19 protein-coding genes are annotated in these 24,679 nt (G+C 65.3%); 9 read left to right on the top strand and 10 right to left on the bottom strand.

What is annotated here, in order from left to right:
* Positions 1–29: 29 nt before the first annotated feature.
* Both GQB00_RS18840 and GQB00_RS18845 read left to right on the top strand, forming a co-directional pair.
* Positions 30–1,187, top strand: a complete 1,158-nt coding sequence (locus GQB00_RS18840; RefSeq protein ID WP_165857408.1) for an FAD-dependent oxidoreductase — start codon at positions 30–32, stop codon at positions 1,185–1,187.
* Between the two features lie 166 nt (positions 1,188–1,353).
* The gene (locus tag GQB00_RS18845) at positions 1,354–2,214 is read left to right on the top strand and encodes an acyl-CoA thioesterase (RefSeq protein WP_111496951.1); all 861 of its coding nucleotides are present in this window, start codon (positions 1,354–1,356) and stop codon (positions 2,212–2,214) included.
* A gap of 15 nt (positions 2,215–2,229) precedes the next feature.
* Here the strand turns inward: GQB00_RS18845 and GQB00_RS18850 are convergent, their stop codons facing one another.
* From GQB00_RS18850 to GQB00_RS18860, 3 genes are all read right to left on the bottom strand, one after another.
* Complete coding sequence (locus GQB00_RS18850) at positions 2,230–4,803, bottom strand: EAL domain-containing protein (protein ID WP_165857409.1); 2,574 nt, start codon at positions 4,801–4,803, stop codon at positions 2,230–2,232.
* Between the two features lie 168 nt (positions 4,804–4,971).
* Positions 4,972–5,430 (bottom strand): flavodoxin, encoded by a 459-nt coding sequence (locus GQB00_RS18855; RefSeq protein WP_165857410.1) that lies wholly within the window; start codon positions 5,428–5,430, stop codon positions 4,972–4,974.
* A gap of 69 nt (positions 5,431–5,499) precedes the next feature.
* On the bottom strand, positions 5,500–6,597 hold the full coding sequence (locus tag GQB00_RS18860; RefSeq protein ID WP_165857411.1) for a GGDEF domain-containing protein: 1,098 nt from the start codon (positions 6,595–6,597) through the stop codon (positions 5,500–5,502).
* Positions 6,598–6,879: 282 nt separating this feature from the next.
* Here GQB00_RS18860 and GQB00_RS18865 point away from each other — a divergent pair, with 282 nt between their 5' ends.
* Together GQB00_RS18865 and GQB00_RS18870 are read left to right on the top strand one after the other, a co-directional pair.
* On the top strand, positions 6,880–8,442 hold the full coding sequence (locus tag GQB00_RS18865) for an inorganic phosphate transporter (protein ID WP_111496947.1): 1,563 nt from the start codon (positions 6,880–6,882) through the stop codon (positions 8,440–8,442).
* A 95-nt stretch (positions 8,443–8,537) separates the two neighbouring features.
* Positions 8,538–8,804 (top strand): hypothetical protein, encoded by a 267-nt coding sequence (locus tag GQB00_RS18870; RefSeq protein WP_111496946.1) that lies wholly within the window; start codon positions 8,538–8,540, stop codon positions 8,802–8,804.
* Positions 8,805–9,170: 366 nt separating this feature from the next.
* On the opposite strand, the gene GQB00_RS18875 is transcribed toward GQB00_RS18870, so the two are convergent.
* The 5 genes from GQB00_RS18875 to GQB00_RS18895 form a co-directional block, all read right to left on the bottom strand.
* A complete protein-coding gene (locus tag GQB00_RS18875) occupies positions 9,171–9,641 on the bottom strand; it encodes a DUF962 domain-containing protein (RefSeq protein ID WP_111496945.1) in 471 nt (156 codons plus the stop codon).
* Positions 9,642–9,719: 78 nt separating this feature from the next.
* The gene (gene panP / locus GQB00_RS18880; protein WP_111496944.1) at positions 9,720–11,390 is read right to left on the bottom strand and encodes a pyridoxal-dependent aspartate 1-decarboxylase PanP; all 1,671 of its coding nucleotides are present in this window, start codon (positions 11,388–11,390) and stop codon (positions 9,720–9,722) included.
* A 242-nt stretch (positions 11,391–11,632) separates the two neighbouring features.
* A complete protein-coding gene (locus GQB00_RS18885) occupies positions 11,633–11,971 on the bottom strand; it encodes a DUF503 domain-containing protein (RefSeq protein ID WP_165857412.1) in 339 nt (112 codons plus the stop codon).
* A 79-nt stretch (positions 11,972–12,050) separates the two neighbouring features.
* The gene (locus tag GQB00_RS18890) at positions 12,051–13,742 is read right to left on the bottom strand and encodes an isovaleryl-CoA dehydrogenase (RefSeq protein ID WP_165857413.1); all 1,692 of its coding nucleotides are present in this window, start codon (positions 13,740–13,742) and stop codon (positions 12,051–12,053) included.
* A 4-nt stretch (positions 13,743–13,746) separates the two neighbouring features.
* Complete coding sequence (locus tag GQB00_RS18895) at positions 13,747–14,394, bottom strand: TetR/AcrR family transcriptional regulator (protein WP_165857414.1); 648 nt, start codon at positions 14,392–14,394, stop codon at positions 13,747–13,749.
* Between the two features lie 293 nt (positions 14,395–14,687).
* Here GQB00_RS18895 and GQB00_RS18900 point away from each other — a divergent pair, with 293 nt between their 5' ends.
* The gene (locus tag GQB00_RS18900) at positions 14,688–14,912 is read left to right on the top strand and encodes a hypothetical protein (protein ID WP_111496940.1); all 225 of its coding nucleotides are present in this window, start codon (positions 14,688–14,690) and stop codon (positions 14,910–14,912) included.
* Between the two features lie 161 nt (positions 14,913–15,073).
* Here the strand turns inward: GQB00_RS18900 and GQB00_RS18905 are convergent, their stop codons facing one another.
* Complete coding sequence (locus GQB00_RS18905) at positions 15,074–17,269, bottom strand: FAD-dependent oxidoreductase (protein WP_165857415.1); 2,196 nt, start codon at positions 17,267–17,269, stop codon at positions 15,074–15,076.
* Between the two features lie 322 nt (positions 17,270–17,591).
* Here GQB00_RS18905 and hemB point away from each other — a divergent pair, with 322 nt between their 5' ends.
* Genes hemB through GQB00_RS18925 form a run of 4 tightly spaced genes read left to right on the top strand, consistent with a single transcriptional unit; the run spans position 17,592 to position 22,941 of the window.
* On the top strand, positions 17,592–18,605 hold the full coding sequence (gene hemB, locus GQB00_RS18910; protein ID WP_111496938.1) for a porphobilinogen synthase: 1,014 nt from the start codon (positions 17,592–17,594) through the stop codon (positions 18,603–18,605).
* A 36-nt stretch (positions 18,606–18,641) separates the two neighbouring features.
* Positions 18,642–20,747, top strand: a complete 2,106-nt coding sequence (gene ppk1 / locus GQB00_RS18915) for a polyphosphate kinase 1 (protein ID WP_111496937.1) — start codon at positions 18,642–18,644, stop codon at positions 20,745–20,747.
* A 5-nt stretch (positions 20,748–20,752) separates the two neighbouring features.
* Positions 20,753–21,652, top strand: coding sequence for a cobalamin-binding protein (locus GQB00_RS18920; RefSeq protein ID WP_165857416.1), 900 nt, complete (start codon positions 20,753–20,755; stop codon positions 21,650–21,652).
* A complete protein-coding gene (locus GQB00_RS18925; protein ID WP_165857417.1) occupies positions 21,649–22,941 on the top strand; it encodes a DUF945 family protein in 1,293 nt (430 codons plus the stop codon). Before GQB00_RS18920 ends, GQB00_RS18925 begins: the two co-directional genes overlap by 4 nt.
* Before the next feature lie 6 nt (positions 22,942–22,947).
* On the opposite strand, the gene ggt is transcribed toward GQB00_RS18925, so the two are convergent.
* Positions 22,948–24,669, bottom strand: coding sequence for a gamma-glutamyltransferase (gene ggt / locus GQB00_RS18930; protein ID WP_165857418.1), 1,722 nt, complete (start codon positions 24,667–24,669; stop codon positions 22,948–22,950).
* Positions 24,670–24,679: the final 10 nt, after the last annotated feature.

A 24,679-nucleotide genomic window follows, 5' to 3' on the forward strand; every position in this document is an offset into this window, starting at 1 on the left:
CAAATGGCTAATCAGAGGAGAGCAGTGGCATGAGTCAGGATGCCCCCATCGTCATTATCGGCACCGGTCTGTCCGGTTATTCGCTGGCCCGCGAGATCCGCAAGCAGGACAAAGAGGTGCCGGTGCTCATGATCACGGCGGACGACGGCCACAGCTACTCCAAGCCGATGCTGTCCACCGGTTTCACCAAGGGCAAAGAGGCCGACGAGCTGGCCCAGGCCGATGCCGCCGGTATGGCGGAGCAGCTCAACCTGGAGGTGCGGACCCACACCACGGTGACCGGCCTGGATACCGAGGCCCAGTGTGTGCTGATCGGCGACGAGCGACTGGCCTACAGCAAGCTGGTGCTGGCCTGGGGCGCCGACGTGATCCGCCTGTCACTGGATGGCGACGGCCAGGAATTCGTTTACTCCATCAACGACCTGATGGACTACCGGGCGTTCCGCAAGACGCTGAAGGCTGAATCCCGTGTGGCCATCATGGGCGCCGGTCTGATCGGCTGTGAGTTCGCCAACGACCTGCGTAACGGTGGTTACGAGGTGGACGTGATCGCCCCGTCCGACACGGTCATGCCGGGGCTGATTCCGCCGGTGGCGGGTAACGCCGTGGCGGCCGCCCTGCAGGACGAAGGCGTACGTTTCCACCTGGAGACCGTGGTGGAGCGGATCGCGCACGAGGGCGACAGCGTGCGCCTGACCCTGGCCAATGGCGAGACGGTCGACGCTGATCGCGTGCTCTCCGCCGTGGGCCTGCGCCCGCGGGTCGAGCTGGCCCGGACCGCCGGCCTCGACGTGGGCCAGGGCATCCAGGTGAGCCGGACCCTGCAGGCCAGCGCCGACAACGTCTACGCCCTGGGCGACTGCGCCGAGGTGGATGGCCATGTGCTGATGTACGTGCTGCCGCTGATGGCCAGCGCCCGCGCCCTGGCCAAGACCCTGACCGGCACGCCGACCGAGGTGTCCTATGGTGTGATGCCGGTGATGGTCAAGACACCCTGCTGCCCGGTGGCGGTGGCGCCGCCGGCACCGGAAACCAAAGGCGACTGGGAAATCGAGCAGGATGGCCGCAGCGTGCGTGCACTGTTCAAGGACGCTGAGGGCACCATCCGTGGCTTTGCGGTCACCGGTGACTTCGCCATCGAGAAGCAGTCCCTGGCCAAGGAAGTGCCGCCGATCCACGGCGACTGATCCCGCGACCGGCCACGAACCATGCCTTTGCCTGGCATCGAACGACACCTACCCGGGCCCGTGTCGGGCCCGCTTCCTGTATAATCCACCTTCCCGACCGGGCGCCGTTGTCACAGCGCCGCCCCGAATGAGAGACCGGAAACAGACACCGTAAACAGGAGCAGGCATGCTGGATGTCACGCGCAAGCTGGTCGAATTGCTCGACCTGGCGCCGATTGGCGATGATCACTTCCAGGGGGACAGTGAGGATCTGGGGTTTCCCGCCGTGTTTGGCGGGCAGGTGCTGGGCCAGGCGCTGATGGCGGCCAGCCGCACCGTTGAGGGCCGGCCCGCGCATTCCCTGCATGCCTATTTCCTGCGCCCGGGGAACAAGGAACTGCCCATCGACTACGAAGTGCAGCGCGTTCGTGACGGCGGCACCTTCTCGGTACGCCGGGTGATCGCCCGTCAGGCGGGTAAGGAGATCCTCACCGGCTCGATGTCGTTCCAGGCCCCGGAAGACGGTTTCGATCACCAGGACACCATGCCCGACGCGCCGGACCACGAGCAGCTCAAGTCCGAGCACGCCCTGGCGCTGATGATCAAGCAGCATATCCCGGAGGACCGTCGCGAGCAGCTGACCCGCCCGCGCCCCATCGAGATTCGCCCGGTGGACCCGGTCAACCCGCTCAAGCCCGAGGCCAGGCCGCCCCATAAACAGGCCTGGCTGCGCGCCCAGGGCGACCTGCCGGACGACCCGGTGCTGCACCGCTGCCTGCTGGCCTACTCGTCGGATTTCGGGCTGCTGGGGACTTCGCTCAACCCACACGGCGTCAGTTTCATGAACCGGGGCATGCAGGTGGCCAGCCTCGACCACGCCATCTGGTTCCACCGGGATTTCCGTCTGGACGACTGGCTGCTGTACGACACCGACAGCCCCAGTGCTTCGGGTGGACGCGGCTTCAACCGCGGCAACTTCTTCAACCGGGACGGCGTGCTGGTGGCCTCCACCACCCAGGAAGCGCTGATCCGCCAGCGCCGCAAGTGATGTGCCGGCATTGAATCAGGCGCGGCGTTGCTCGGACGCCGCCTGATCCTCCATCCACGCCAGGAAATCCTTCATCGGCTGCGGCGGTGTCATGACATAGCCCTGCACCATGTCGCAGCCCATCTCTCCCAGTAAATCCAGCGTGGCATGGTCTTCCACGCCCTCGGCGACGACGGCGTAGCCCAGGTCGTGGCACATGTTGATGGTGGTCTGCACGATGACCCGGTCCTCGGGCAGTTCGCTCAGGTCGGTAATCAGCGAGCGGTCGATCTTGATTTCCCGGGCCGGCAGCCGCTTGATGTACGACAGCGACGAGTAGCCCGAGCCGAAGTCGTCGATGGACAGCGGGATGCCCGTGTAATGCAGCGAGCGCAGGGCGCGCAGGGAGTTCGCCGGGTCCAGCATCATCGACGTTTCCGTCACTTCCAGAATCAGCTTGCCGGCGTGCTGCGGGTGGCTGGTCAGCAGGCGCTGCACGAACAGCGGGAATTCCTGCTCGCGCAGGTTGTTCGGTGACACGTTCACCGACACGCTCAGCTCCGGGTAACCCGCCCGCACCAGGGCTTCGCGGATGCCCAGGCCTTGTTCCAGGACCCAGCGCGTCAGTGGTTTGATCAGGCCGGTCTGTTCCGCCACGGCGACGATCTGGTCGGCGCTTACGGCCGGCTCGCGTCCGGGCCAGCGGATCAGTGCTTCCACACCGGCCACCTGACGGGTCCGCAGGTCCAGCTTGGGCTGCAGATACAGCGCCAGTTGGTCCGATTTCAGGGCCTCGCGCAGGCTGGAAGCGAGGGTCAGGCGGTCCGCGCTGTAAGAATCGTGTCGGGGATGGTAGTAGGCCAATCCCCGTTCCCGCGCCTCCAGGCTTTCCCGGGCCACATAGGCCTTGCGGATCAGGGTGTTGGGGTCATTGCCGTGATCCGGCGAAACCGCCACGCCGGCCACGGGTTCCAGTGGCAGTTGCATGCCCAGGTAGTCCAGTGGCGCGCGGATCGCTTCCAGGCATTCGATGATGCGACGCCGCTGGCTCTGGGCGGTGTCGGCGTCGACAATGAAGCCGAAGGTGGCGGATTCGAGCGAGGCGGCGTGGAAGGTGTGCCGGGCGTCCCGCTCCACCGAGTAGACCCCGGGCAGATCGCGGCACACGCTGTTGAAGCGCTGAGCGGCCAGTTCCAGCACCCGGTCGGTGTTCTGGTGGCCGAGGGTGCGGGTGATGGTGTCCAGGTTGCCCAGCTGGACGATGCCCACCGCGTGGCGGCGGTCGCTTTCCCGGGTCAGCAGATCCTGCAGCAGCAGTTCGAACGAACTGCGGTTGGGCAGGTGAGTGAGCGGGTTGTGCAGGGCCTGCTCCATCATCCGCAGCTCCGCCTGGCGTCGTGCCTCCAGGGCCCGCAACTGCGATTCCCGGGCTTCGACTTTCTCCTCCCGCTCCTGGTAGAGACGCGCCGCCAGACCAACGGTCAGCAGCAGGGCTTCCAGTGCCGAGCCGATTTCCATGCCGAAGTCGGTCAGGAAGTTGCTGGGAATCCAGCCGTACTTGTTGGCGGCGGTCAGGGCGCTGCCCAGGGTCAGCAGCCCCCAGGCAAAGGTATAGAGCCGGGCGGGGCGGTTGCCGCGCCACCATTCCAGCGGCCCGATCCCGGTGAGCAGCAGGCAACTGGGGATCGCCAGGGCGACCGACAGGCGCATGGACGCGTTGTAGTCGAGCAGGAAGCTGCCCAGGATCGCCAGCAGGTTGGCGATGATGGCCAGCCGGACCAGACGGTCCAGGACCGGGCTGCGCTGGTTCAGGCCAAGAAATGCGCGCGCGAACAGCAGCGAGAACAGCATCGCCAGGGGCACCGACAGCATCATCGAATGATTCTGCATCCAGGGATTGTCGGGCCACAGCAGCGGATAGGTGATCCCGCGCAGGGTCGACATCAGGAACAGGTAGCCGAAGGTGGCCAGCGCGTAGTAGAGGTAGGTGGCCTCGCGCATGGCCAAGAATACGAACAGGTTGAAGAAGATCACTGTGATCAGAATGCCGTAGTAGACCGCATGGGCCTGGTCGATCCGGGAGATGTGATCGAAAAAGGCGTCCCGCTCCCAGACGGTGATGGGCACCTGCAGCGCGCCGCTGGTCTGCACCCGGATCAGGAAGCGGTAGCGGCTGTCGGGATCGACGGTATAGGGGTAGAGCACATGAGGGTGCTGCAAGGGGCGGTTGGCCATGGGTTGCCAGTCGCCGCTGTCCAACTGGCCGGCGACGCGGTCGTCGCGCAGTAGATAGATGCGGACGGAGTCGAGTTGCGGGTAGCCGATTTCCAGGATCTGTTGCCGGGCCTCGGGCAAGGTGGGCACGTCGAGGCGGAACCAGGCGACATCCTCGCGATAACCGAAGTTGGCGGAGCGGCCCGGCGGCAGTCGGTGCCAGCCGTCGAGTTGAGCCGCGACGAGCGGGTCGTCGGGCGCGTTTCCGGCGTCGGGGAATAGCCGGTAATCGATGGCGGGTTCGATGTGACGCTGGGTGGCCAGATCGTCGCGACCATCGGCTGCCGCTAACAGACAGACGCCCAGTAAGGCGAGAAACAGAGCGGGTCGAAGCACGGAATTGGTTCTTTGTTGTGTTTGTTGTCGCGGGCGGCTTCCTGGAGTGGCCGGTCCCGGGCCCGCCAGGGCCTCGTCAATATCACGTGTGCAGTCGCAGTATGGGCAGAATCGCCCAACGTCTCAAGAGGTATGGCGCAGCGTTCAGTTTTTGCGTTGCCTCAGTGATCAGGTGATCCGGTCGACGGCGTCCGCCCAGTCCCGGGCCCACGGCAGGGCCTCGTTTTCCGGGTCGACGGTTTCCAGGGCGTCGATACGCAGGGTCTCGCCCACCTTGCGACAGGCGATTTCGTAGAAGGCTTCCTCCATCAGCTCACCGGCGCCGCAGTAGGTGTCGCCGTAGGAGCTGTCCCCCAGCACGATGACCCCGAATGGCCGGCCCGGTTGCATCGGCAGGGTCTCGCGCAGTTCCACGTAGAATGGCAGCAGCGGCGCCGGGACTTCGCCCTGGCCGGTGGTGGAGGTGCAGACCAGCACGGCATCGTCGCTGTCGGTGAGATCGGTCAGCGTGGGTTTCTCCAGCACGGTGACCTGATGGCCCTGACTCTCCAGGTCTTTGCGGATGGCGCGCGCGGTCATCAGGGCGCCGCCGTATACCGTGCCTACCAGAATGCGAATCCGGGCCATAACAAGAGTCTCGTGTTGCTGTCTGGGCGGGCTATGGTAGCCGCTGGCGGAATGCCCCTCAAGGCAGCGTCATGCGCCGGGCGACCGTTTGCCCTTGCGGCGTACCGGGGGCGCGATGCGATTGCGGCCGGCGGATTTGGCGTCGTAGAGCTGCTTGTCGGCCTGGCGCAGCAGGGCGTCGATGGAATCGAACTGGCTGATGGAACAGACGCCGGCGCTGAGCGTGACCGGCAGGGTTCGGTCGTGGTCGCGGAAGGTGTGGTGCTCGACGGTATCACGCAGGCGTTCGGCCAGGCTCAGAGCCTGCAACAGGGACGTGTCCGGCAGTAGCACCAGGAATTCCTCGCCCCCCCAGCGGCACAGACGGTCGCTTTCCCGGCACACTCGTTCCATCAGGCCGGCGAACGCCAGCAGGACCGTGTCGCCGGCGTCGTGTCCGTAGTCGTCGTTGATCTGCTTGAACAGGTCCAGGTCGATCAGGCAGACCGAGAAGTGCCGCCCGGAGCGGCGGTAGCGGGCAAACTCCTCCGCCAGTTGGCGCTGCATGTCGCGGCGGTTGGGCAGGCCGGTGAGGCTGTCGGTGTGGGCGGCCTGCTCGTGGGCCTCAGCCAGGCGCATCCATTCGGCGCGGGCCTTGCGACGGCTGCTTTCCATAAAGAAACAGCAGACCGACTCGAACAGCAGCGTGGTGATAAAACGCAACTGGAAATCCGTTCCGTAATGGGTGAGCACGAACGGCAGTTGCGGAAAACGAAAGACGACCAGCGTGAATATCAACATCACCGTCAGCATCACGGTGCCGGCGCGCAGGCTCGTCAGGTAGAAGATGACCGGCGGCAGCACGTATAGCCACAGGGGGCCAGTGCCGCTTTCGCCGCCGCTGGCGATCAGGTAGGCAAACAGGCCTCCGGCGATGCCCAGCAGACCGGTTTTCATCCACTCCAGGCGAATGGTCAGGCGGTAGACCAGCAGATTGATGCTGACCAGCAGAAAGAACAGGCCCAGCACCTCGGCGTGCACCCGCTGCCCCGCCTGCCATGAGGCCAGGCCAACCAGTGCCAGGCTGAGCAGCGCTCCCAGGGACAGGCCAATGACGATGCGGGCCGATTGCCGGGCTTCGTCGTCAGCGACAGCGGGGACGGCACCTGCTTGTGTATGAGGGGACATGCGTGGGTTGTGCTTCTCCGGCGCCTGGAGTGATCGCCAAAATGCCAGTTATTTCAATATGTTTTGCTGCATGATAATGCACGTCCCGCGGCTTTGCCGGGCGCTCAGGTCATTCATTGTAAAATCTTCCGTCGACGGGGTGTTGCCGTGGTCGCGTTTTTTGTCGTTAATGGCGACATACGGGGTTTCCCCGGCAAAGATGACGGCAAAGTTTCATTTTGTTTACGAACTGCCTATAGTGGCGCCAACCTGAAATCGACTCGACAACTGTGGTGATCTGTAATGGCCCAGAATGTGTCTTTCATGGATGGCGCGTTTACCAGCAAGCGAACCGAGCGGTTCCGGCTCGGGATCAGCCTTTTCTTTCTCGTGATTGTCTGGCTCTTCGTGGGCCAGCTGGGTGACGGATTACCTGGAAGCAGTCTGTTGATGGCGGCGGCCGTGATCGGCGGCTATATGGCGCTGAATATCGGCGCCAACGACGTGGCCAATAATGTGGGCCCGGCGGTGGGATCGGGCGCCATGAGCCTGGGGGCGGCCATTGTGGTGGCTGCGCTGTTCGAGGCCGGGGGTGCGCTCATCGCCGGCGGCGACGTGGTGTCCACCATCAAGAAGGGGATCATCAACCCCGCCAGCCTGACCGACGTGCAGACCTTTGTCTGGCTGATGACAGCGGCCCTGCTGGCCGGAGCCCTGTGGCTCAATCTGGCCACCTGGATGGGCGCACCGGTGTCCACGACGCATTCCATCGTCGGTGGTGTTCTCGGCGCGGGCATTGCTGCGGGCGGCTGGGGTATCGCCAACTGGGGCGTGATGGGCGCGATTGCCGCCAGCTGGGTGATCTCTCCGGTGCTGGGTGGATTGATCGCCGCGTTCTTCCTGTTCGTCCTCAAGAAGACGGTGCTGTACCAGTCCAACATGGTGGCTTCGGCCCGCCGCGTGGTGCCCTGGATCGTCGCGCTGATGGCCTGGGCATTCGGTACCTACCTGATGCTCAAGGGCGTCAAGCACGTGATCAAGGTGGACTTCCTGAGTGCCGCCCTGGTGGGCGTCGGGGTGGCCGCCGCCGTGCTGTTCCTGATGCGTTTCTACATCCGTCGCAAGGCCTCGACCCTGTCCAACGGCGAGAACACCGTCAACAGTCTGTTCACCTGGCCGCTGATCTTCGCCGCAGCGCTGCTCAGCTTCGCTCACGGCGCCAACGACGTGGCCAACGCCATCGGCCCATTGGCAGCCATCAACGAGGCCCTGACCCAGGGCGCGGTGGCCACCGCAGCGGCGATTCCGCTGTGGGTCATGGTGGTGGGTGCTGTCGGCCTGTCCCTGGGGCTGACTCTGTTCGGCCCGCGCCTGATCCGGACCGTCGGCACCGAGATCACCGAGCTGGACAAGACCCGCGCCTTCTGTGTGGCCCTGTCGGCGGCGATTACGGTGATCATCGCCTCCCAGTTGGGGCTGCCGGTAAGCTCCACCCACATTGCCCTGGGCGGCGTCTTCGGCGTCGGCTTCCTGCGTGAGTACCTCAAGCGCAGCTACGCCTCGCAGCTCCACAGCATCCTGGAGGATCACCAGGGTGAGGACCGGGCGCGCCTGGATGACTTCCTGGCCCGCTTCCGCGAGGCGTCCGTCGAGGAAATGGAAGCCATGCTGAAGGAGGCCAAGAAGAACAAGGTGCAGGTGCCGCTGTCGAAGAAAGAGCGCAAGCGCCTGAAGAAGATCTATCAGGAGGAGCTGGTCAAGCGCTCCCAGCTGATGCGGATTGCCGCGGCCTGGATCATCACCGTGCCGGCTTCGGCGGCGATGGCGGCGACGCTGTTCTTCACCCTGCGCGGGATCATGCTGTAAAGACGGGACTGCGGCTAAAGTCGCTTGCCCTCACCGGGCAGCTTGGTTAGCGTTAGACAAACCATCTGCCCGGCACAGCCAACCTGGAGACACCTATGAGCACTGCATCCGAAAGCCGTCAGGCACGCATTATCGATGAGCTGCGTGTCTTCATCAAAAAGGTCCTGAGTGACCCGACCGTCGCGGTCAAGTGCATCGAGATCGCCCGCCGCCACAAGGACGATCCCAACGCCGACCAGAAAATCGCAGAGGAAATCAGCGCCAACACCACGGTGCGAATTCCCGAGAACTGGAGTGAGGCGGACAAGATGTTCATCGACATCATTCACGATGTGCTGGATGACGAGGCGGCGTTGTACTGATCGCTGCGATCATCCCGATTCAAGACAAGAACGGCGCCTGCGGGCGCCGTTTTTCGTTGCCACGGCAGGCTGGGGGCGTCAAATGCAGCGGGCGCTTGAGCGTCCGAGTCGTCCGAAGCCGTTACGTTCGCCAGACTGTGGCCTCAGGCGGGAAGCGCCTGGATGCCCTTGCCTGCGCTGCTATTAATGGTCGTCCCTGGCCAGAATAGCGACCAGGACGTCCCTGTCCTTCCTTCGGCAAGGGCATCCGGTCCCCGGTGTTAACGCAGGTCGGTTATTAAACGATGCCGAGAGGGTATCGTTTCGGCGGCTCAGGAAGCTAAAGCGCCCGCTAAAGGCCTTCCCGCACCCGTAACCCTGATCGGCTCAATATCGAATCCCGAGGCTCCGGTAGATAAAGCCCATCAGCCACGCCGGTCCGATCAACAGGAACTGGATGTCCTTGAAGAAGGACGGTTTCTTGCCCTCGAGGTGGTGGCCGACGAACTGGAGAATCCACATCACCACGAACAGGATCAGCGAAGCGGCCCACACCGGCATCAGCTGGGTGCTTTCAAAACCGGCGATCACTGCCACCATCAGCACGCTGAACAGCGCCATGCCCACGCCCAGGGCCGGCGACAGTCGCACGTACCAGGCGGTGGTGATGATCAGCGCCAGGGTCGCCCAGTTCAGCCAGGGCACGGCGTCAAACGCGGCGGGCGTGGGGATCGACCAGATCAGGCCGACGATGGTGGTAAAAATGACCGGCACGGCCACCCAGTGGATGGCTTTGTTGGTCGGGTTGCGATGGCTCTCGCCGTATTCCTCGAACCACTGGTCTGCGCTTTTGGTCATGATTGGCTCCTGTGTGTCTGTTGTTGTTTTACGCGCAGTATAGCGCCAGATCACACCCGGATCACAACCGTTCGCGCTTCAGGCGCGATGAGCCTGCTGCGGCGAGAGCACCGCGTCGGTGAGGTTCTGCAGCACGTTCATCTCGTCCCGGATCTCGTCGTGGCCGGCCAGTTCGGCCTGCTCGATGAGGATGTCGCGCAGGATCTCCGGCGTGGTCAGCGGGTTGGCCAGCACCACCCGGAACACCACGCAAGGGTAGCGATGGTGCTTGGCCGGCTCCAGCCGGGTCCGGGAGACGAACGCCTTGCCGTGCTCGCGCTGGGTCTTCTGCAGGAACTTGGTGATGCGGTTGAGAGAGGCGTTGATGCGCTCGGACTGCAGCGTGTCCGCCTGCTCCAGCGCTCGCTGGGTGTCCGCCGGGCAGTAGCGGTAGGTCAGGATGTTGAGCTCGGGACGGGTGACCAGCTCAAAATCGTCCCGCCCGTCGATCATCTCGGCGAACCGCCTGGCTTTCTCGATGCCCTGGTCGATCAGCAGCTCGTAGCCCTCCCGCGCCAGGATCTTGAGGCCGGAATGGATCAGCATGGCCATGCCCGGGCGAGAGCCCTCCAGGGTGGTGCTGCCCAGGTCGCGGGAACCCTTGCGGATGATGTACTGGGCGTGGTGCTCGATGGCGTTGACCATGGCCGGGTCGCGGAACACCACCAGGCCGGCGCCCATGGGCACGTACAGCTGCTTGTGGGCGTCGAAGGTGACCGAGTCCGCCTTCTCGATGCCCTTGAGCAGCGGGCCGTAGGTGCGCGAGAACAGGGTCGGCCCGCCCCAGGCGGCGTCCACGTGGAAGTGGGCGCCGAACTCGGTGGCGATGTCCGCCATGGCGTCCAGCGGATCGACGCTGCCGGTCTCGGTGGTGCCGGCGATGCCGCAGATGGCCATGACCTTGATCTTCTGCGCCTGCAGCTCCAGGCATTTCTCGCGCAGGGCGTCGGTCTGGATGCGGTTGTTGTCGTCGGTAGGCACGGAGACCAGCGAGCTGCGGCCCAGGCCCAGTACGTCGGCGGCCTTGCGCAGCGAGTAGTGGCCGCGGCGTGACACCAGGATGGCGGCGCCTTCGTAGCCGTAGTAGCGCAGGGCGCGGAACAGGCCTTCCTCATGCAGGCCGCGGAAGCTGCCTTCCGCCGGGAACGCCGCGTTACGCGCCACCCACAGGGCGGTCAGGTTGGCGACGGTGCCGCCCGAGCACATGGCACCCAGGGCAAAGCGCGGATCGTGCATCCACTTGCGGTAGTAGGCGCTGTCCTCGTTGTAGACCAGCCGGTGAATCATGCCCAGCACCTGGCGCTCCAGCGGCGTGAAGGCCTTGGAGGTTTCCGTCTTCACCAGGTTCTGGTTCAGCGCGATCATGATCTTCGACAGCGGCAGCATGAAGTAGGGCAGCGCCGAGGTCATGTGCCCGATGAAGCTGGGGGAAGCGGTATGCACCGAGTGGGCGACCAGCTTGTCCAGCAGGAACTGGGTCTGCTCTGAGACGAAAATGGGTTTTTCGGGGACAGCGGACTCGCTGAAGTCCTTCACCACATCGCCCAGGTCGCGCTCGATGGCGACGATGTGTTCCTGCAGGAAACCCGCCAGATTTCGGCTAATGTCCTGATCGATGCGGCTCAGGGTGGATTCGGGGGCCTCGGGTACCGTGAATACCCGATACATGGCCTCCAGCGAGGCCTGAGCCGTTTTCTTCTTACCGGTCATACGCGCCACACACATTGCAGTGGTTGATGCCGTCCCCGCCGGGTAACGCCCGACAGGTCGCATCGTGATTCGGGCCTGGGCCCGTTTCATTGTCGCAGGTCCGGGATCCTCCGGGCGACTGCTCTGGCGTCCCTGTTTCAGGGCCTTTCACGGCTGTCCTGCCATGACTCTCATGGGGCCGCGTAGTATAAGGCGTCATCAATAGGGAGACCAGAGCGCCGCTTGGCCGGGGCAACGAGGGGCTAGAGCATCTCCCGATGCACATCGAGCACCGGCGCGTCGATGCGCTGCTCGATGGCTTTCTCCACCTGGTCCAGGCGCTGCTGGATCAGTTGGGTCGAGGTGCCCAGCGCGGCTATCGACCAGGTGGCCCGGTCCAGGGCGTCGAGGTCGCCGGTTTCCGCCACCGCGAGGTCCGACTCCTTGCCCCAGATTGCCTTGAGGGCGGCGAAGGCGCGGCGCTTGGCCTTGATGTCGTCGCAGCCGTAGACCTGGAAGTGCAGGGTCAGCACGCCCAGGTGCGGGGTGATGACGGGGTGGTCTCCGGTGGCTTCCAGCAACCGGCGCATGGCTTCTGACATGGGGAAACTCCGGACAGGCTCGTGAAACAGGGCAGGGCTGCGGCACCGCAGCCCTGATCACCACTTTACTACAGGTCCGTCAACCGACGACAGGCGTCGCCCGCTCGATGATGGCGGCGGCATCGGTGCCGGCGGGGAGGTTGCCGATATTGAGGCCGCCGTGGTGTTCCAGGCGGCTGGCGCAGAACGCGTCGGCGACCGCCGGGGTGCTGTGGCGCAGCAGCAGCGAAGCCTGCAGGGCCAGCGCCAGGCGATCCACCAGATTGCGGGCGCGGTACTGGAGGTCGTCCTGGCGGCCGAAGTCGGCCTGCAACCGGGCCAGGAACCGGTCGAAACGGACGTCGGCGCCGCGAGCCTGGGCGACTTCGGCGAAATAGGCGTCCAGGCTTTCCGGGGATTTCTGCAGGGCGCGCAGGGTATCCAGGCACTGCACGTTGCCGCTGCCCTCCCAGATGGCGTTGACCGGGGATTCCCGGAACAGCCGGGGCATGATGCAGTCTTCCATCACGCCACTGCCGCCGATGCACTCCATGGCCTCGTAGGCGTGGTTCGGCGTGCGCTTGCAGATCCAGTACTTGCCCACCGGCGTGGCCAGGCGCGTGAACAGGCGTTCCTGCTCGCTGTGCTGATGGTCGAGGGAACGGCCCACACGTAAGGTCATGGCCAGGGCCGCCTCGCTTTCCAGGGCCAGGTCCGCCAGCACGTTCTGCATCAGCGGCTGCTCGCTCAGTCGGGCACCGAAGGCGGCGCGGTGGCGGCAGTGGTGCAGGGCCTGGGCGGCGGCCTGGCGCATGCCGCCGGAGCTGCCGATCATGCAGTCGAAACGGGTCATGGCGACCATTTCGATGATGGTGGGCACGCCCCGGCCTTCCTCGCCCACCATCCAGGCCAGGGCACCGCGCAGCTCGGCCTCGCTGGAGGCGTTGGCCACGTTGCCCATCTTGTTCTTGAGGCGCTGGATCTGCCAGGGGTTCTTGGTCCCGTCCGGGCGCCAGCGTGGCATCAGGAAGCAGGACAGGCCGCCGGGGGCCTGGGCCAGCACCAGGAAGGCATCGCACATGGGGGCCGACACAAACCACTTGTGACCCACCAGCTCGTAGGCCTTACCCGGCCCCCCCTGGCCCACCGGGTAGGCGCGGGTGGTGTTGGCGCGCACGTCGGAACCGCCCTGTTTCTCGGTCATGGCCATGCCGATGGTGACCGCGTTCTTGTCCGCGTCCGGCACGTTGCGCGGGTCGTAGCCGCGCGCGGTGACCCTGGGCAGCCAGGCTTCGGCCAGATCCGGTTGCTGGCGGATCGACGGCACGGCGGCGAAAGTCATGGTGATGGGGCAGCCGTGGGCCGCTTCCACCTGGGAATGCATGTAGTACTTGGCGGCCCGGGCCACGTGTGCACCCGGGCCCGGATCGGTCCAGGGGCTGCTGTGCAGGCCGTGGCTCAGGCCCATGTCCATCAACTGGTGGTAGGCGGGATGGAACTTGACCAGGTCCAGGCGGTGACCGAAACGGTCGTGGGTGTGGAAGACCGGTTTGTTCTCGTTGGCGAGAAAGCCCAGCTCAATGCTGTCGGCCCGGCCGGTGAGGGCGCCGTAGGCGTCGAGTTCGTCGCGGGCCCAATCCGCTCCCTCCCGGCGGGCGCCTTCCTGCAACGCCCGATCCTGATGATACAGATTGTAGTTTTCCAGCGCCGGCGGCTGGTTGACGACCTCGTGGGTGCTGGCCAGGTAGCGCTCCTCGCCGGACGCGGCAGGGGACGGATGCGGTGCGTTCATGACGTTATCTCCGTTGGCCGGTCACTCCCTGCAGGCAGAAAGTGATGATGGGGTCGACCAGGTCTGTTATTTGCGCCTCACTCAGGGTGGGCGATGTTGTGTCCTGCTGTGTCGTCTGTTGCGTCGGCGCCAGGGGGCCCACCAGGCTTTCGGCCACCGCACCGACCAGGCAGGTGGCGCTCAGTCGTGCGTCCTGCGAGGGCAGCGACCCTTCGCCGATGCCCTCGCGGATGGCGCGTTCGAACAACTCGGCGTAGGCGTGCCGGTAGGCGAGGCGTTCGCCCTCCACGGCCGGATCCACCGGCTCGGCGATCAGCGACCAGGCCAGTACCGGGCCATGCATTGCGCGAACCGCGAACTGGCGCAGGGCCCTTTCCAGGCGCTGCGGCACCGGGCCGTCGCCGTTCAGGGCTTCGCCGACCTTGCTGACTTCGCGCTCGGTGGCCAGCCGGAAGACCTCGGCGAACAGCTCCGCCTTGGATTCGAAATGCCGGTATACCGTGCCGGTGGCGACCTCCGCTTTCTCGGCCACCTGGTTGATCTGGGCATGGCGGAAACCGCCCTCGGCGACCCGGTCCAGGGCGCAGCTGAGAATGCGCTGGCGGATTTCCGCTTTACGCAGCCGCATTTTCTCGGTTTCACGGTAGGCCATGGCGTCTCCCTAAAAGAAGTGAATCACTATTCATTTTTTGTGTCAATCGTTGTGGTGTCTGCTTTACAGGCTCGTGACAACAGGACCCATAATCCCTATTTCAGCGGAGATTCCGGAGGTTAGATCAGGCTGGTTACAAAACGTTACAAAAAACACCTTGGTCGTGAATAGTCAATGCAACAATTCGGGATTATATAGTCGGGCAAGGCACGGCAGTGAGTGGCTTCCGAGGCCGAGACGGGTCCGACCGAGCGTCGGATCCCAGGTTTGTTTTCGCTGATGGAGGTAAACCCATGAGTGAACTCGACGAAAGCAATCTGGACAGTTCCAGCAACAACTGGAGCGCCGACACCGAGGATAACCACACCGTTGCTGCCCGGGCACGCATTCGTGCGAAGCTTGAGGCGGATATCGAGGAATTCCTGAGTCGGGGCGGCCAGATCACCGAGCTGGACACAACACTGCGCTCGGATGCGCCCAGAAAGGCAGAGCCGGGCTTCAACAACCGGTCGATCTGATCATTCTCTTGCGGCCCCGCCACGCCTCTCTGGCGGGGCCGGTTTCCAGTGTTCCCGGGAGCCGGACGCCCTTGCCCGGTCCTGTCTTTCCCGGAAAATCCTGTCGTTAATTATAGGCCGCCGGTCAATGACTTGCAGCCGCCCTTTCTGTCGAAGCCCTGTCAGCTCGGCCCACCGGGAGATTCGGGGTGGGCCGGCGTCGCATCCTGCTCGCGGGTGCCTCCCCGGCGCCAGCGGTGGAAGCGCTGCAGCAGGTTGAGGGCCGCTTCCGGCGCGTGGGCCTTTTTCCAGTTGCCGGCTGCGAACTTGTTGGCTTCCGACAGCGTCGGATAGACGTGGATGGTGCCCAGGATCTTGTTCAGCCCGTAGCCGTGTTTCATGGCGCTGATGAACTCGGTGATCAGCTCCCCGGCGTGATGGCCGGCAATGGTGGCGCCGAGGATGCGGTCCTTGCCCGGCGGTGTCAGCACTTTCACGAAGCCTTCGGCATCACCCTCGGCGATGGCGCGGTCCAGGTCATCCAGGCCGTAGGTGGTCACCTCCACCTCGATGCCCTGTTCGGCGGCCTCCTGTTCGTTCAGGCCCACGCGGGCCACTTCCGGATCGGTGAAGGTGGTCCAGGGCAGCACCCTATAGTCGACCTTGAAGCGGCGGAAAGTGCCGAACAGGCTGTTGACGCTGGCGTACCAGGCTTGGTGGGCCGCGGCGTGGGTGAACTGGTAGGGGCCGGCCACATCGCCACAGGCGTAGATGCCGGGCAGGCGGGTCTGCAGGGTCTCGTCCACCTGCACGGTGCCGTTGGCATTGAGGTCGATGCCCAGCTTATCCAGTCCCAGACTGTCGGTGTTGGCTTTGCGGCCCACGGCCAGCAGCAGGGTGTCGAATTCGATGCGGATTTCCGTCCCGTCCCGGTCGCATACCAGCGTGTGCAGACCGTCACCGGCCTCGAAGCGGATGGCCCGGGTGCCGGTGTGCAGGTCGACGCCGTCCGCCACCAGGCTGCGCTCCACCAGCCGTGCGGCGTCTTCGTCCTCGCGCGGCAGGATGCGTGGCGCCAGGTCCACCTGGGTTACCGGCACGTCCAGCCGGGCGAAGGCCTGGGCCAGTTCGCAGCCGATGGGGCCGCCGCCCAGGATCAGCATTTTTCCCGGAGCCTGGCGCAGGGACCAGATGGTGTCGGAGGTGTAGTACGGCACCTGTTCGATGCCCTCGATGGGCGGCACGAACGGGCGCGCCCCGGTGGCGATGACGATGTTGCGGGTGGTCAGCACACGGCCGTCCACCTCCACCCGCCAGGGATCGAGAATGCGCGCCGAGCCAGTGATGCAGTCCACGCCGAGGCCGGTATAGCGCTCCACCGAATCGTGGGGTTCGATGGTCTGGATCACTGACTGTATCCGTTCCATGACGGCAGGAAAGTTGACGCTGACCGGGCCGGTGTCGATGCCGAAATGATCGGAGCGACGTGCATCGTGGGCGATGCGGGCGCTCTTGATCAGGGTCTTGCTGGGCACGCAGCCGGTGTTCAGACAGTCGCCGCCCATGCGGTGCCGCTCCACCAGGCTGACGCTGGCGCGGGTGGCCGCTGCGATGTAGGCGGTTACCAGCCCGGCCGAGCCGGCGCCTATCACCACCAGGTTGCGGTCGAAGCGCGCCGGTTTGCTGTAGGGCTTGAGCAGGCGCCGATGCCGGATGGCGTTCATGACGCGGCGGGCGATCAGCGGGAAGAGCGCCAGCAGCACGAAGGAGCCGATCAGGCCCGGCGACACGATGCCGGCCAGGCTGTCGACCTGCCCCAGCTGCGTGCCGGCGTTCACGTACACCAGGGTGCCCGGCAGCATGCCCAGTTGGCTGACCCAGTAAAAGCGGGCCGCTTTCATTGGTGTGAGGCCCATGACCAGATTGATCACGAAGAAGGGAAACACCGGTACCAGGCGCAGGCCGAACAGGTAGAAGCTGCCGTCCCGTTCGACACCGCGGTTGACCGAGCGCAGGGAGTCGCCGAAGCGACGCTGAACGCTCTCCCGGAACAGGATGCGGGATGCCAGGAACGCCAGGGTGGCGCCGATGGAGCTGGCAAAGGACACCACCAGCAGCCCCCATGCCAGTCCGAACAGCGCGCCACCCAGCAGGGTCAGCACCGCCGCCCCGGGCAGTGACAAGCCGGTCACGGCGATGTAGATCAGGAAGAAAGCCAGCCCGCTCACCCAGGGATGCGCCGCCACCTGCTGCTGCAAAAGGTCGCGCTGACTGGTGATGTAGTCCAGACTGAGGAAGCGGCCGAGGTCGAGGCTGAAGAACAGGCCGACGGCCAGGAGGATGGCAAGCAACAGGACGACTTTGCGCGAGGTGGTCATGGGGCTTCCTTTGTTGGGTGGCGTTGTCGAGTTGTCGAATAGGGGGTCCTGTCTACAGACCCGCTCATGCCGTCGACGTTACAGTGTGTCTGTCACAATTCTATCCGGAAACGGGCAACTTACTGTTCCGACGTTATAAAGCGCAGCATGGCGATCTGGCGCGGCTGTCTACAGGCTGTCACATTTCGTCGTTAGCCTCGCTATAATGCGTTGAATTAGCGTGGGATACGTTCGCTCCGGTCAAGCCGATCAGAGCCGGTTGCCGTCCCCGCTGCCCGGCGCTGTTGGCGCCCCTCAATCGCATGTTCCAGGAGGTCCCGCTGTGTTTTCTGCCAACCACCGTCAATTCCCCGCTACCCGACTGCGCCGCAACCGCAAGGACGACTTCAGCCGCCGTATGGTGCGCGAGAACCGATTGAGTGCCGATAACCTGATCTACCCGGTGTTCATCCTTGAGGGCGACAATCAGCGCGAAGCCGTGCCGTCCATGCCGGGCGTGGAGCGCATGAGCATCGATCTCCTGGTGGAGGAGGCTCAGGAACTGGTACGGCTGGGGATTCCCGCCGTCGCCCTGTTCCCGGTCACGCCGCCGGAACTGAAAAACCTGGATGGCTCCGGCGCCTGGGATCGGGAGGGACTGGCCCAGCGCGCCACGCGCGCGATCAAGCAGGCGTGTCCGGAGCTGGGCGTGATCACCGACGTGGCCCTCGACCCGTTCACCTCCCACGGCCAGGACGGCATCCTCGACGACGACGGTTACGTGCTCAACGACATCACGGTCGAGGCCCTGGTGCGCCAGGCGCTGTCCCATGCCGACGCCGGCGCCGACGTGGTGGCCCCCTCGGACATGATGGACGGCCGCATCGGCGCCATTCGCCAAGCGCTGGAGGAGGCTGGCCACATCAATACCCGCATTATGGCGTATTCCGCCAAGTATGCGTCCAGCTACTACGGCCCGTTCCGCGACGCCGTCGGTTCGGCCTCCAACCTGGGCAAGGGCAACAAGGCCACCTACCAGATGGACCCGGCCAACAGCGACGAGGCCCTGCACGAGACGGCTGCCGACCTGGCCGAAGGCGCCGATATGGTGATGGTCAAACCCGGCATGCCGTACCTGGACATCGTCCACCGGGTGAAGACCGAACTGCAGGTGCCCACCTTTGTCTATCAGGTGAGCGGCGAGTACGCCATGCACATGGCGGCGGCCGAGAACGGCTGGCTGGACGGAGACGCCGTAATGATGGAAAGCCTGCTGTGCCTGCGCCGCGCCGGCGCCGACGGCATTCTGACCTATTTTGCCAAGCGGGCGGCCCAGCTCCTGCGCGATCAGGGGTAAGCCGTCGCACACTGACTCTCGGGAACGCGACAGACTATGACCACCGAAATGGAAGCCACCGCCGACAACGCGGTCAGCGAAGAGAAGCTGCCGGACCTGACCGCCAGCGAGAACTACTTCAACCGCGAGTTGAGTCACCTGCAGTTCAACTATCGGGTGTTGCAGCAGGCGATGGACGACACCCATCCCCTGATCAACCGCCTGATGTTCTGCTGCATCTTCAGCAGCAACATGGACGAGTTCTTCGAGATCCGCGTCGCCGGCCTGCGCCAGCAGATGAAATACGGCCGCGAAAGCGTGGGCCCGGACGGCCTGTTGCCGGAGCAGTTGCTGAACGAGATCGGTCGAGTCGCCCACGACTACATCCACGAGCAGTACGACATCCTCAACAACGAGCTGATCCCCGCCATGGAGCGGGAGAACATCCACTTCGTGCGGCGCCGGGACTGGACCGCCGAACAGGCGGAGTGGGTGCGTCGCTATTTCGAGGATGAAATCCTGCCGGTGGTCAATCCGATCGGGCTGGACCCGTCGCACCCGTTCCCGCGCCTGGTCAACAAGAGCCTCAACTTCATCGTCGAGCTGGACGGCAAGGACGCCTTCGGCCGCGAGACCGGCATGGCCATCGTGCCGGCGCCGCGCTCGCTGCCGCGCCTGGTGCGCCTGCCGGACGACATCTGTAACGGCGGCGACAATCTCGTGTTCCTGTCGTCCATGATCCACGCCCACACCGACCAGCTGTTCCCGGGTATGGAAGTGAAGGGGTGCTACCAGTTCCGCCTCACCCGGAACGCCGACCTGGAGCTGGAGGACGACCTGGAAGACCTGGCCTCGGCCCTGCGTGGCGAGCTGCTCAGCCGCCGCTTCGGCGACGGCGTGCGCCTGGAGGTCGCGGACAACTGCCCGGAAGAGCTGACCGGCTTCCTGCTCAAGGAGTTCGGCCTGACCGAACGGGAGCTGTATCGCGTCCACGGTCCGGTCAACCTGACCCGACTGATGGCGGTGGGCGGCCTGGTGGACCGGCCGGACCTGAGTTACAGCGGCTTCTCGCCGGCGGTGCCGCGCCAGATCCGCAACACTGAGGGCATGTTCGAGGCGATCCGCCAGAAACCGGTGCTGCTGCTGCATCCCTATGAAAGCTTTACCCCGGTGGTCGACTTCCTGCGCCAGGCCGCCAAGGACCCGCAGGTGCTGGCCATCCGCCAGACCCTGTACCGCACCGGTGCCGACTCGGAAATCGTCGAGGCGCTGATGGACGCCGCCCGCCGTGGCAAGGAAGTGACCGCCGTGATCGAGCTGCGGGCGCGCTTCGACGAGGCGGAGAACCTGGAGCTGGCCAGCCGCCTGCAGGAGGCCGGCGTGATCGTGGTCTACGGGGTGGTGGGTTACAAGACCCACGCCAAGATGATCCTGATCGTGCGGCGCGAGGAGGGCAAGCTCAAGCGCTACGTCCACCTGGGCACCGGCAACTACCACGCCGGCAACGCCCGCCTGTACACCGATTACAGCCTGCTGTCGGCGGACGACGCCCTGGGCGACGACGTCAACAAGCTGTTCCAGCAGCTGACCGGGATGGGCAAGGCGCTCAAGATCAAGAAGCTGTTCCACGCCCCGTTCACCCTGCACAAGCGCCTGATCGAGTTGATCGACCGAGAGGCGCAGCTGGGCGAACGCGGCCACATCATCATGAAGATCAATGCCCTGACCGAGCCAGAAGTGATGCAGGCGCTGTACCGGGCGTCCCGCGCCGGGGTGCGTGTGGACCTGATCATCCGCGGCATCTGCTGCCTGCGCCCGGGCGTGCCGGGTCTGTCCGAGAACATCCACGTGCGCTCGATCATCGGCCGTTTCCTGGAGCATACCCGGGTCTACTACTTCGGCCATGGTGGCAAGTTCGAGGTGTACTGCTCCAGCGCCGACGGCATGGTGCGCAACCTGATCAACCGGGTGGAAGTGGCCTTCCCGGTGGAAGACCGCGACTTGGCCGATCGGGTGCGCTCGGAGCTGGAAACCTACCTGGCGGACAACTGCCAGAGCTGGGAACTGCAGTCCGACGGCAACTACCGGCGCAACACCCCCGCTGAAGGCGAGGAGCGCCTGGCGTCGCAACTGCTCCTGCTGGAGCGACTGACCGGCAAGTGAGGTGGGTGCTGATCACACGGGGGCTGGCGGGGCTGCTGCTGGCGTGCTGGGCGCTGGGCTGCAGTGCCCTGGAGGCCGTCGACGACAGCGGCGATGCCGTTTCGCTGCCGTCTCCGCCGCAGCGCATCGTCAGTCTGGCTCCGCACATCACCGAACTGTTGTATTCCCTCCAGTTGGGGGATCGTATCGTCGGCGCCAGTGCCTACAGCGATTATCCGCCCGCCGCCCGGTCGCTGCCGCGCGTTGGCAGCCACGATCGCGTCGACGTGGAGCGCATCCTGGCCCTGCGGCCGGACCTGGTGGTGGCCTGGCGCAGCGGCAACGGGCCGCAGACCATCGCCCGGTTGCGGGCGCTGGGCCTGACCGTGTTCGTGCTGGAATCGGCCAGCCTGACGGCGGTGCCCGACGTCCTGGAGCGACTGGGCCAGTTGACCGGTCGTGACTCCCTTGCCGCCGGCGAGGCCCGTGTCTATCGTGAACGCCTGGCGGATCTGACCCGACGCTACGGTACCCGGCAAACGATTCGGGTGTTCTACCAGGTGTGGAATCAGCCGCTGATGACCCTGGCGTCTGACCAATATGTGACGGACGCCATTGAACGTTGTGGCGGAATCAATATCTTTGCGGACCTGCCGGGAAAAACCGCGACGGTCAGCGAAGAAGCGGTGATCGAACGACAGCCCGAGCTCATCGTGGCTGCGGACGGCGATGCTGACGAAATGGTGTTCGCACGCTGGCGTGCGCTTGGCGCGACGCCGGCGGTAGACTACGATCAGCTCGTCCTGCTTCCCCCGGATACCCTGGTGCGTCCCACATTGCGCCTGGTCGACGGCCTGCATCATCTGTGCGAGGCGATCGAGGGGGCCCGGCAGGCCATTCATGAATCAGGAGATAGCAGTACATGAAAAAATGGATTTTGGCCGGGGCCGTGGTGCTGGTCGTCGTTATTCTCGCAGCGCCCTACGGTGTCGGCGTGGCCACTGAACAGCAGTGGCAGAACGCGGTCGCCCGCTTTAACAGCGATCAGCCCATCGCCACGGTGGTGACAGAGACTTATGAGCGCCACTACTTTGGCGCCGACCTGGCCGGCTACGCCGAGGTCACTGACCCGGACACCGGTGAGGTCCACCGCCTGGCGTTCAACGGCGAGGCCACTCACGGCGTGCTCAGCAGCAGCGTGAACCTGGAGCCGGTCCGCGAAGGCGAAACCCTGACCGCCCTGTTCCCGGATGAGTTGCCCAATCTGCGCATCAAGAGCTGGCTGTGGGGCACCCTGGAGGCGGACTTCAACGTGCCGGCCATTGATCTGGTGGACGACGCCACCGGCGAGACCCTCAACACCACCGAAGCATACGGCTGGGCGAAGATCACCGACGCCGGCGATCACGTGGAGGCCAACGTGCGCTGGCCGGGCGTGATCCTGCGCAGCGGCGGGATGCGCGCCAGCCTGGATGACTTCGAGCTGACCCAGGAAGCCCAGCGTGTGGCGGACAGCCTGTGGTCCGGCGACGCGGAGATGACCATCGCCAGTATGGATCTGGTGGACGGGGACCAGGCACCGGTGCACCTGGAAGGGCTGACCGTGACCAGCGACACCCGTCCCGAGAAAGATGACACCAAGCTGTCGTCGGAGGCGTCGTTCCTGCTGGACGAGGTGAGCGTCGGCGACGACAGCTACGGCCCGCATCGCGTGGATATTGTGCTGGACAACCTGGACGTGGCGGCCTGGACCCGGTTCCAGTCGGTGGCCACGGAAATCCAGATGCTGCAGGCGCAGCCGGATCCCAACATGACCCAGCAGGCCCTGTTCCAACAGCAGATGATGCTGATGCAGAAGTTCAGTCAGGCCGCCAAGGGCGTCGCCGCGGCCGGTCTGACCATCGGCATGCCAACCATCGACCTGAAATCGTCGGACGGCGACATCACCGGCCACTGGAAGCTGTCTCATCCGGCCGTGCCGGCCGACCAGCGCGCGGACATGCCGCTGATCGTGCAGCAACTGACCGGCGAACTCGACCTGTCCGCCCCGGTGGCGCTGTTCCAGTCGGAGCCGGAAATGGCCGCCAACCTGGAGAACCTGGTTCAACAGGGTATCCTGACCCGGGATGGCGACCGTTATCGCATCGAGGCCGAGGTGGCGGACATGGCCGTCAACCTGAACGGCCGGGAAATGCCGATTCCGCCGCTGCTCTGATGGCGGCTAGCCGCCGGTCTCCGTATCGGCGGCTTCCACCCTGGCCGCGCCGATCCCCCTGGGGTCGGCCGCGGCGCTGACCTCTCCGCTCTCCTGATCCCGCAGGATCAGCTGCATATTGCCGTAGCGGCGCCCCACATCCTTGAGCTCATAACCCTTGGCCGTCAGGGCCGCCTTCTGGTCCGCGGTAAACGTATCCGGTTCGTGCTGGATGACGTCCGGCAGGTACTGGTGGTGATAGCGCGGCGCGCCCACGATGGCGTCGGCGTCGCGGCCGGCCATCACGTCCAGCAGGCCCAGGTACACCATGGTGATGATGCGGCTGCCGCCCGGCGTGCCGATGATGGCGGTACGGTCGCCGGACTGCAGGATACTCGGCGTCATGCTCGACAGCGGCCGTTTGCCGGGCTCAATGCTGTTGGCCTCGCCGCCCACCAGACCGTAGGCGTTGGGCACGCCGGGCTTCATGGCAAAATCGTCCATCTCATTGTTGAGCAGCACGCCGGTGGCCCCGGACAGGAAGCCGGAGCCGAACGGCAGGTTGATGCTCAGGGTGGCGCTGACCTTACGGCCGGCGGCGTCCATTACCGACAGGTGCGTGGTGTGGGTGCCGGCGCTGGGGACGCCGTCGAGGGCGGTGCTGGGAGTGGCCCGGTCGGGATCGACGCCGGCCATGAGCCGATTCAGGTAGGCCGGGTCGAGCAGGTGGTCGACCGGGATGTCGGTGTAATCCGGGTCCCCCAGGTAGACCGCGCGGTCGCGGTAGGCCCGGCGCATCACCTCCACACGGTACTGGACGCGGGATAGCGCATCGTCCGTGCTGAACACGTCCCCGAACGGCCGCTGGGTCATCATGCCGAACATCTGGGCCAGGGCGATGCCGCCGGAGGAGGGCGGCGGCGCGCTCCAGACGGTGGCGTCGCCGTAGTGGATCACCACCGGCTCGCGTTCCTCGACGGTGTAGTCGCGCAGATCCTGCAATTGCCAGATGCCGCCGGCCGCGCGGACATCGTCCACCAGCCGGCGCGCCACGGGGCCGTCGTAGAAGCCGTCCCAGCCCCGGTCGGCGAGGGTCTGCAGGGTGTTGGCCAGCGCCGGCTGGCGGATCAGCGTGCCCAGTGCCGGAACCTGGCCGTTCTGCAGGAAGGTGTCCCGGGTGGCGGCATAGCGCTGCAGGATGTCGAGGCGCCAGCGGGCCAGGTCCTGGTAGCGCTCGTCCACCGGGAAACCATCGCGGGCCAGGTCGATGGCGGCCTGCAGGTTGGCCTGCAATGGCCGCTGGCCGTAGCGTTCGCTGATGTGGACGAAGGCACCGGGCTGGCCGGGGATGCCGGCGGCCATGGGGCCGTTGATGGACAGCTTGTCGGGGTGGACGTTGCCGTCGGCGTCCAGGTACATGGTGCGGGTGCTGGCGGCGGGGGCTTTCTCCCGGGCGTCGACGAAGCGGGTGGTGCCGTCGCCCTCCTGTAGGAGCCAGAATCCGCCGCCGCCCATGCCCGCGCTGTAGGGTTCCACGACAGCCAGCACCGCGGCGGTGGCCACCGCCGCATCAAAGGCGTTGCCCCCGTTGCGGAGAGCGTCCAGGCCGGCCTCGGTGGCCAGGGGATGGGCGCTGGCGACGGCACGGGTGTCGGTATCACCGGCGCTGGGCGGGAAGGTGGTGGCGCAGCCACCCAGAAGCAGCAATACCGTGAGAAGAAAGGGGGTTCCGGGCGTCCGTGCCATCATGATCAGGCTC

Origin of the sequence: Marinobacter sp. JSM 1782161 (assembly GCF_011421605.1) — a bacterium.
GTDB classification, from domain to species: domain Bacteria; phylum Pseudomonadota; class Gammaproteobacteria; order Pseudomonadales; family Oleiphilaceae; genus Marinobacter_A; species Marinobacter_A bohaiensis.

Bases quoted from the DNA above. Each gene is read 5' to 3' on its own strand.
- GQB00_RS18890 (WP_165857413.1), bottom strand. From the start codon at position 13,742: ATGAACGCACCGCATCCGTCCCCTGCCGCGTCCGGCGAGGAGCGCTAC.
- GQB00_RS18840 (WP_165857408.1), top strand. From the start codon at position 30: ATGAGTCAGGATGCCCCCATCGTCATTATCGGCACCGGTCTGTCCGGT.
- GQB00_RS18855 (WP_165857410.1), bottom strand. From the start codon at position 5,430: ATGGCCCGGATTCGCATTCTGGTAGGCACGGTATACGGCGGCGCCCTG.
- GQB00_RS18875 (WP_111496945.1), bottom strand. From the start codon at position 9,641: ATGACCAAAAGCGCAGACCAGTGGTTCGAGGAATACGGCGAGAGCCAT.
- GQB00_RS18865 (WP_111496947.1), top strand. From the start codon at position 6,880: ATGGCCCAGAATGTGTCTTTCATGGATGGCGCGTTTACCAGCAAGCGA.
- GQB00_RS18885 (WP_165857412.1), bottom strand. From the start codon at position 11,971: ATGTCAGAAGCCATGCGCCGGTTGCTGGAAGCCACCGGAGACCACCCC.
- GQB00_RS18925 (WP_165857417.1), top strand. From the start codon at position 21,649: ATGAAAAAATGGATTTTGGCCGGGGCCGTGGTGCTGGTCGTCGTTATT.
- ggt (WP_165857418.1), bottom strand. From the start codon at position 24,669: ATGATGGCACGGACGCCCGGAACCCCCTTTCTTCTCACGGTATTGCTG.
- GQB00_RS18905 (WP_165857415.1), bottom strand. From the start codon at position 17,269: ATGACCACCTCGCGCAAAGTCGTCCTGTTGCTTGCCATCCTCCTGGCC.
- panP (WP_111496944.1), bottom strand. From the start codon at position 11,390: ATGACCGGTAAGAAGAAAACGGCTCAGGCCTCGCTGGAGGCCATGTAT.
- GQB00_RS18900 (WP_111496940.1), top strand. From the start codon at position 14,688: ATGAGTGAACTCGACGAAAGCAATCTGGACAGTTCCAGCAACAACTGG.
- GQB00_RS18845 (WP_111496951.1), top strand. From the start codon at position 1,354: ATGCTGGATGTCACGCGCAAGCTGGTCGAATTGCTCGACCTGGCGCCG.
- GQB00_RS18895 (WP_165857414.1), bottom strand. From the start codon at position 14,394: ATGGCCTACCGTGAAACCGAGAAAATGCGGCTGCGTAAAGCGGAAATC.
- ppk1 (WP_111496937.1), top strand. From the start codon at position 18,642: ATGACCACCGAAATGGAAGCCACCGCCGACAACGCGGTCAGCGAAGAG.
- GQB00_RS18860 (WP_165857411.1), bottom strand. From the start codon at position 6,597: ATGTCCCCTCATACACAAGCAGGTGCCGTCCCCGCTGTCGCTGACGAC.
- GQB00_RS18870 (WP_111496946.1), top strand. From the start codon at position 8,538: ATGAGCACTGCATCCGAAAGCCGTCAGGCACGCATTATCGATGAGCTG.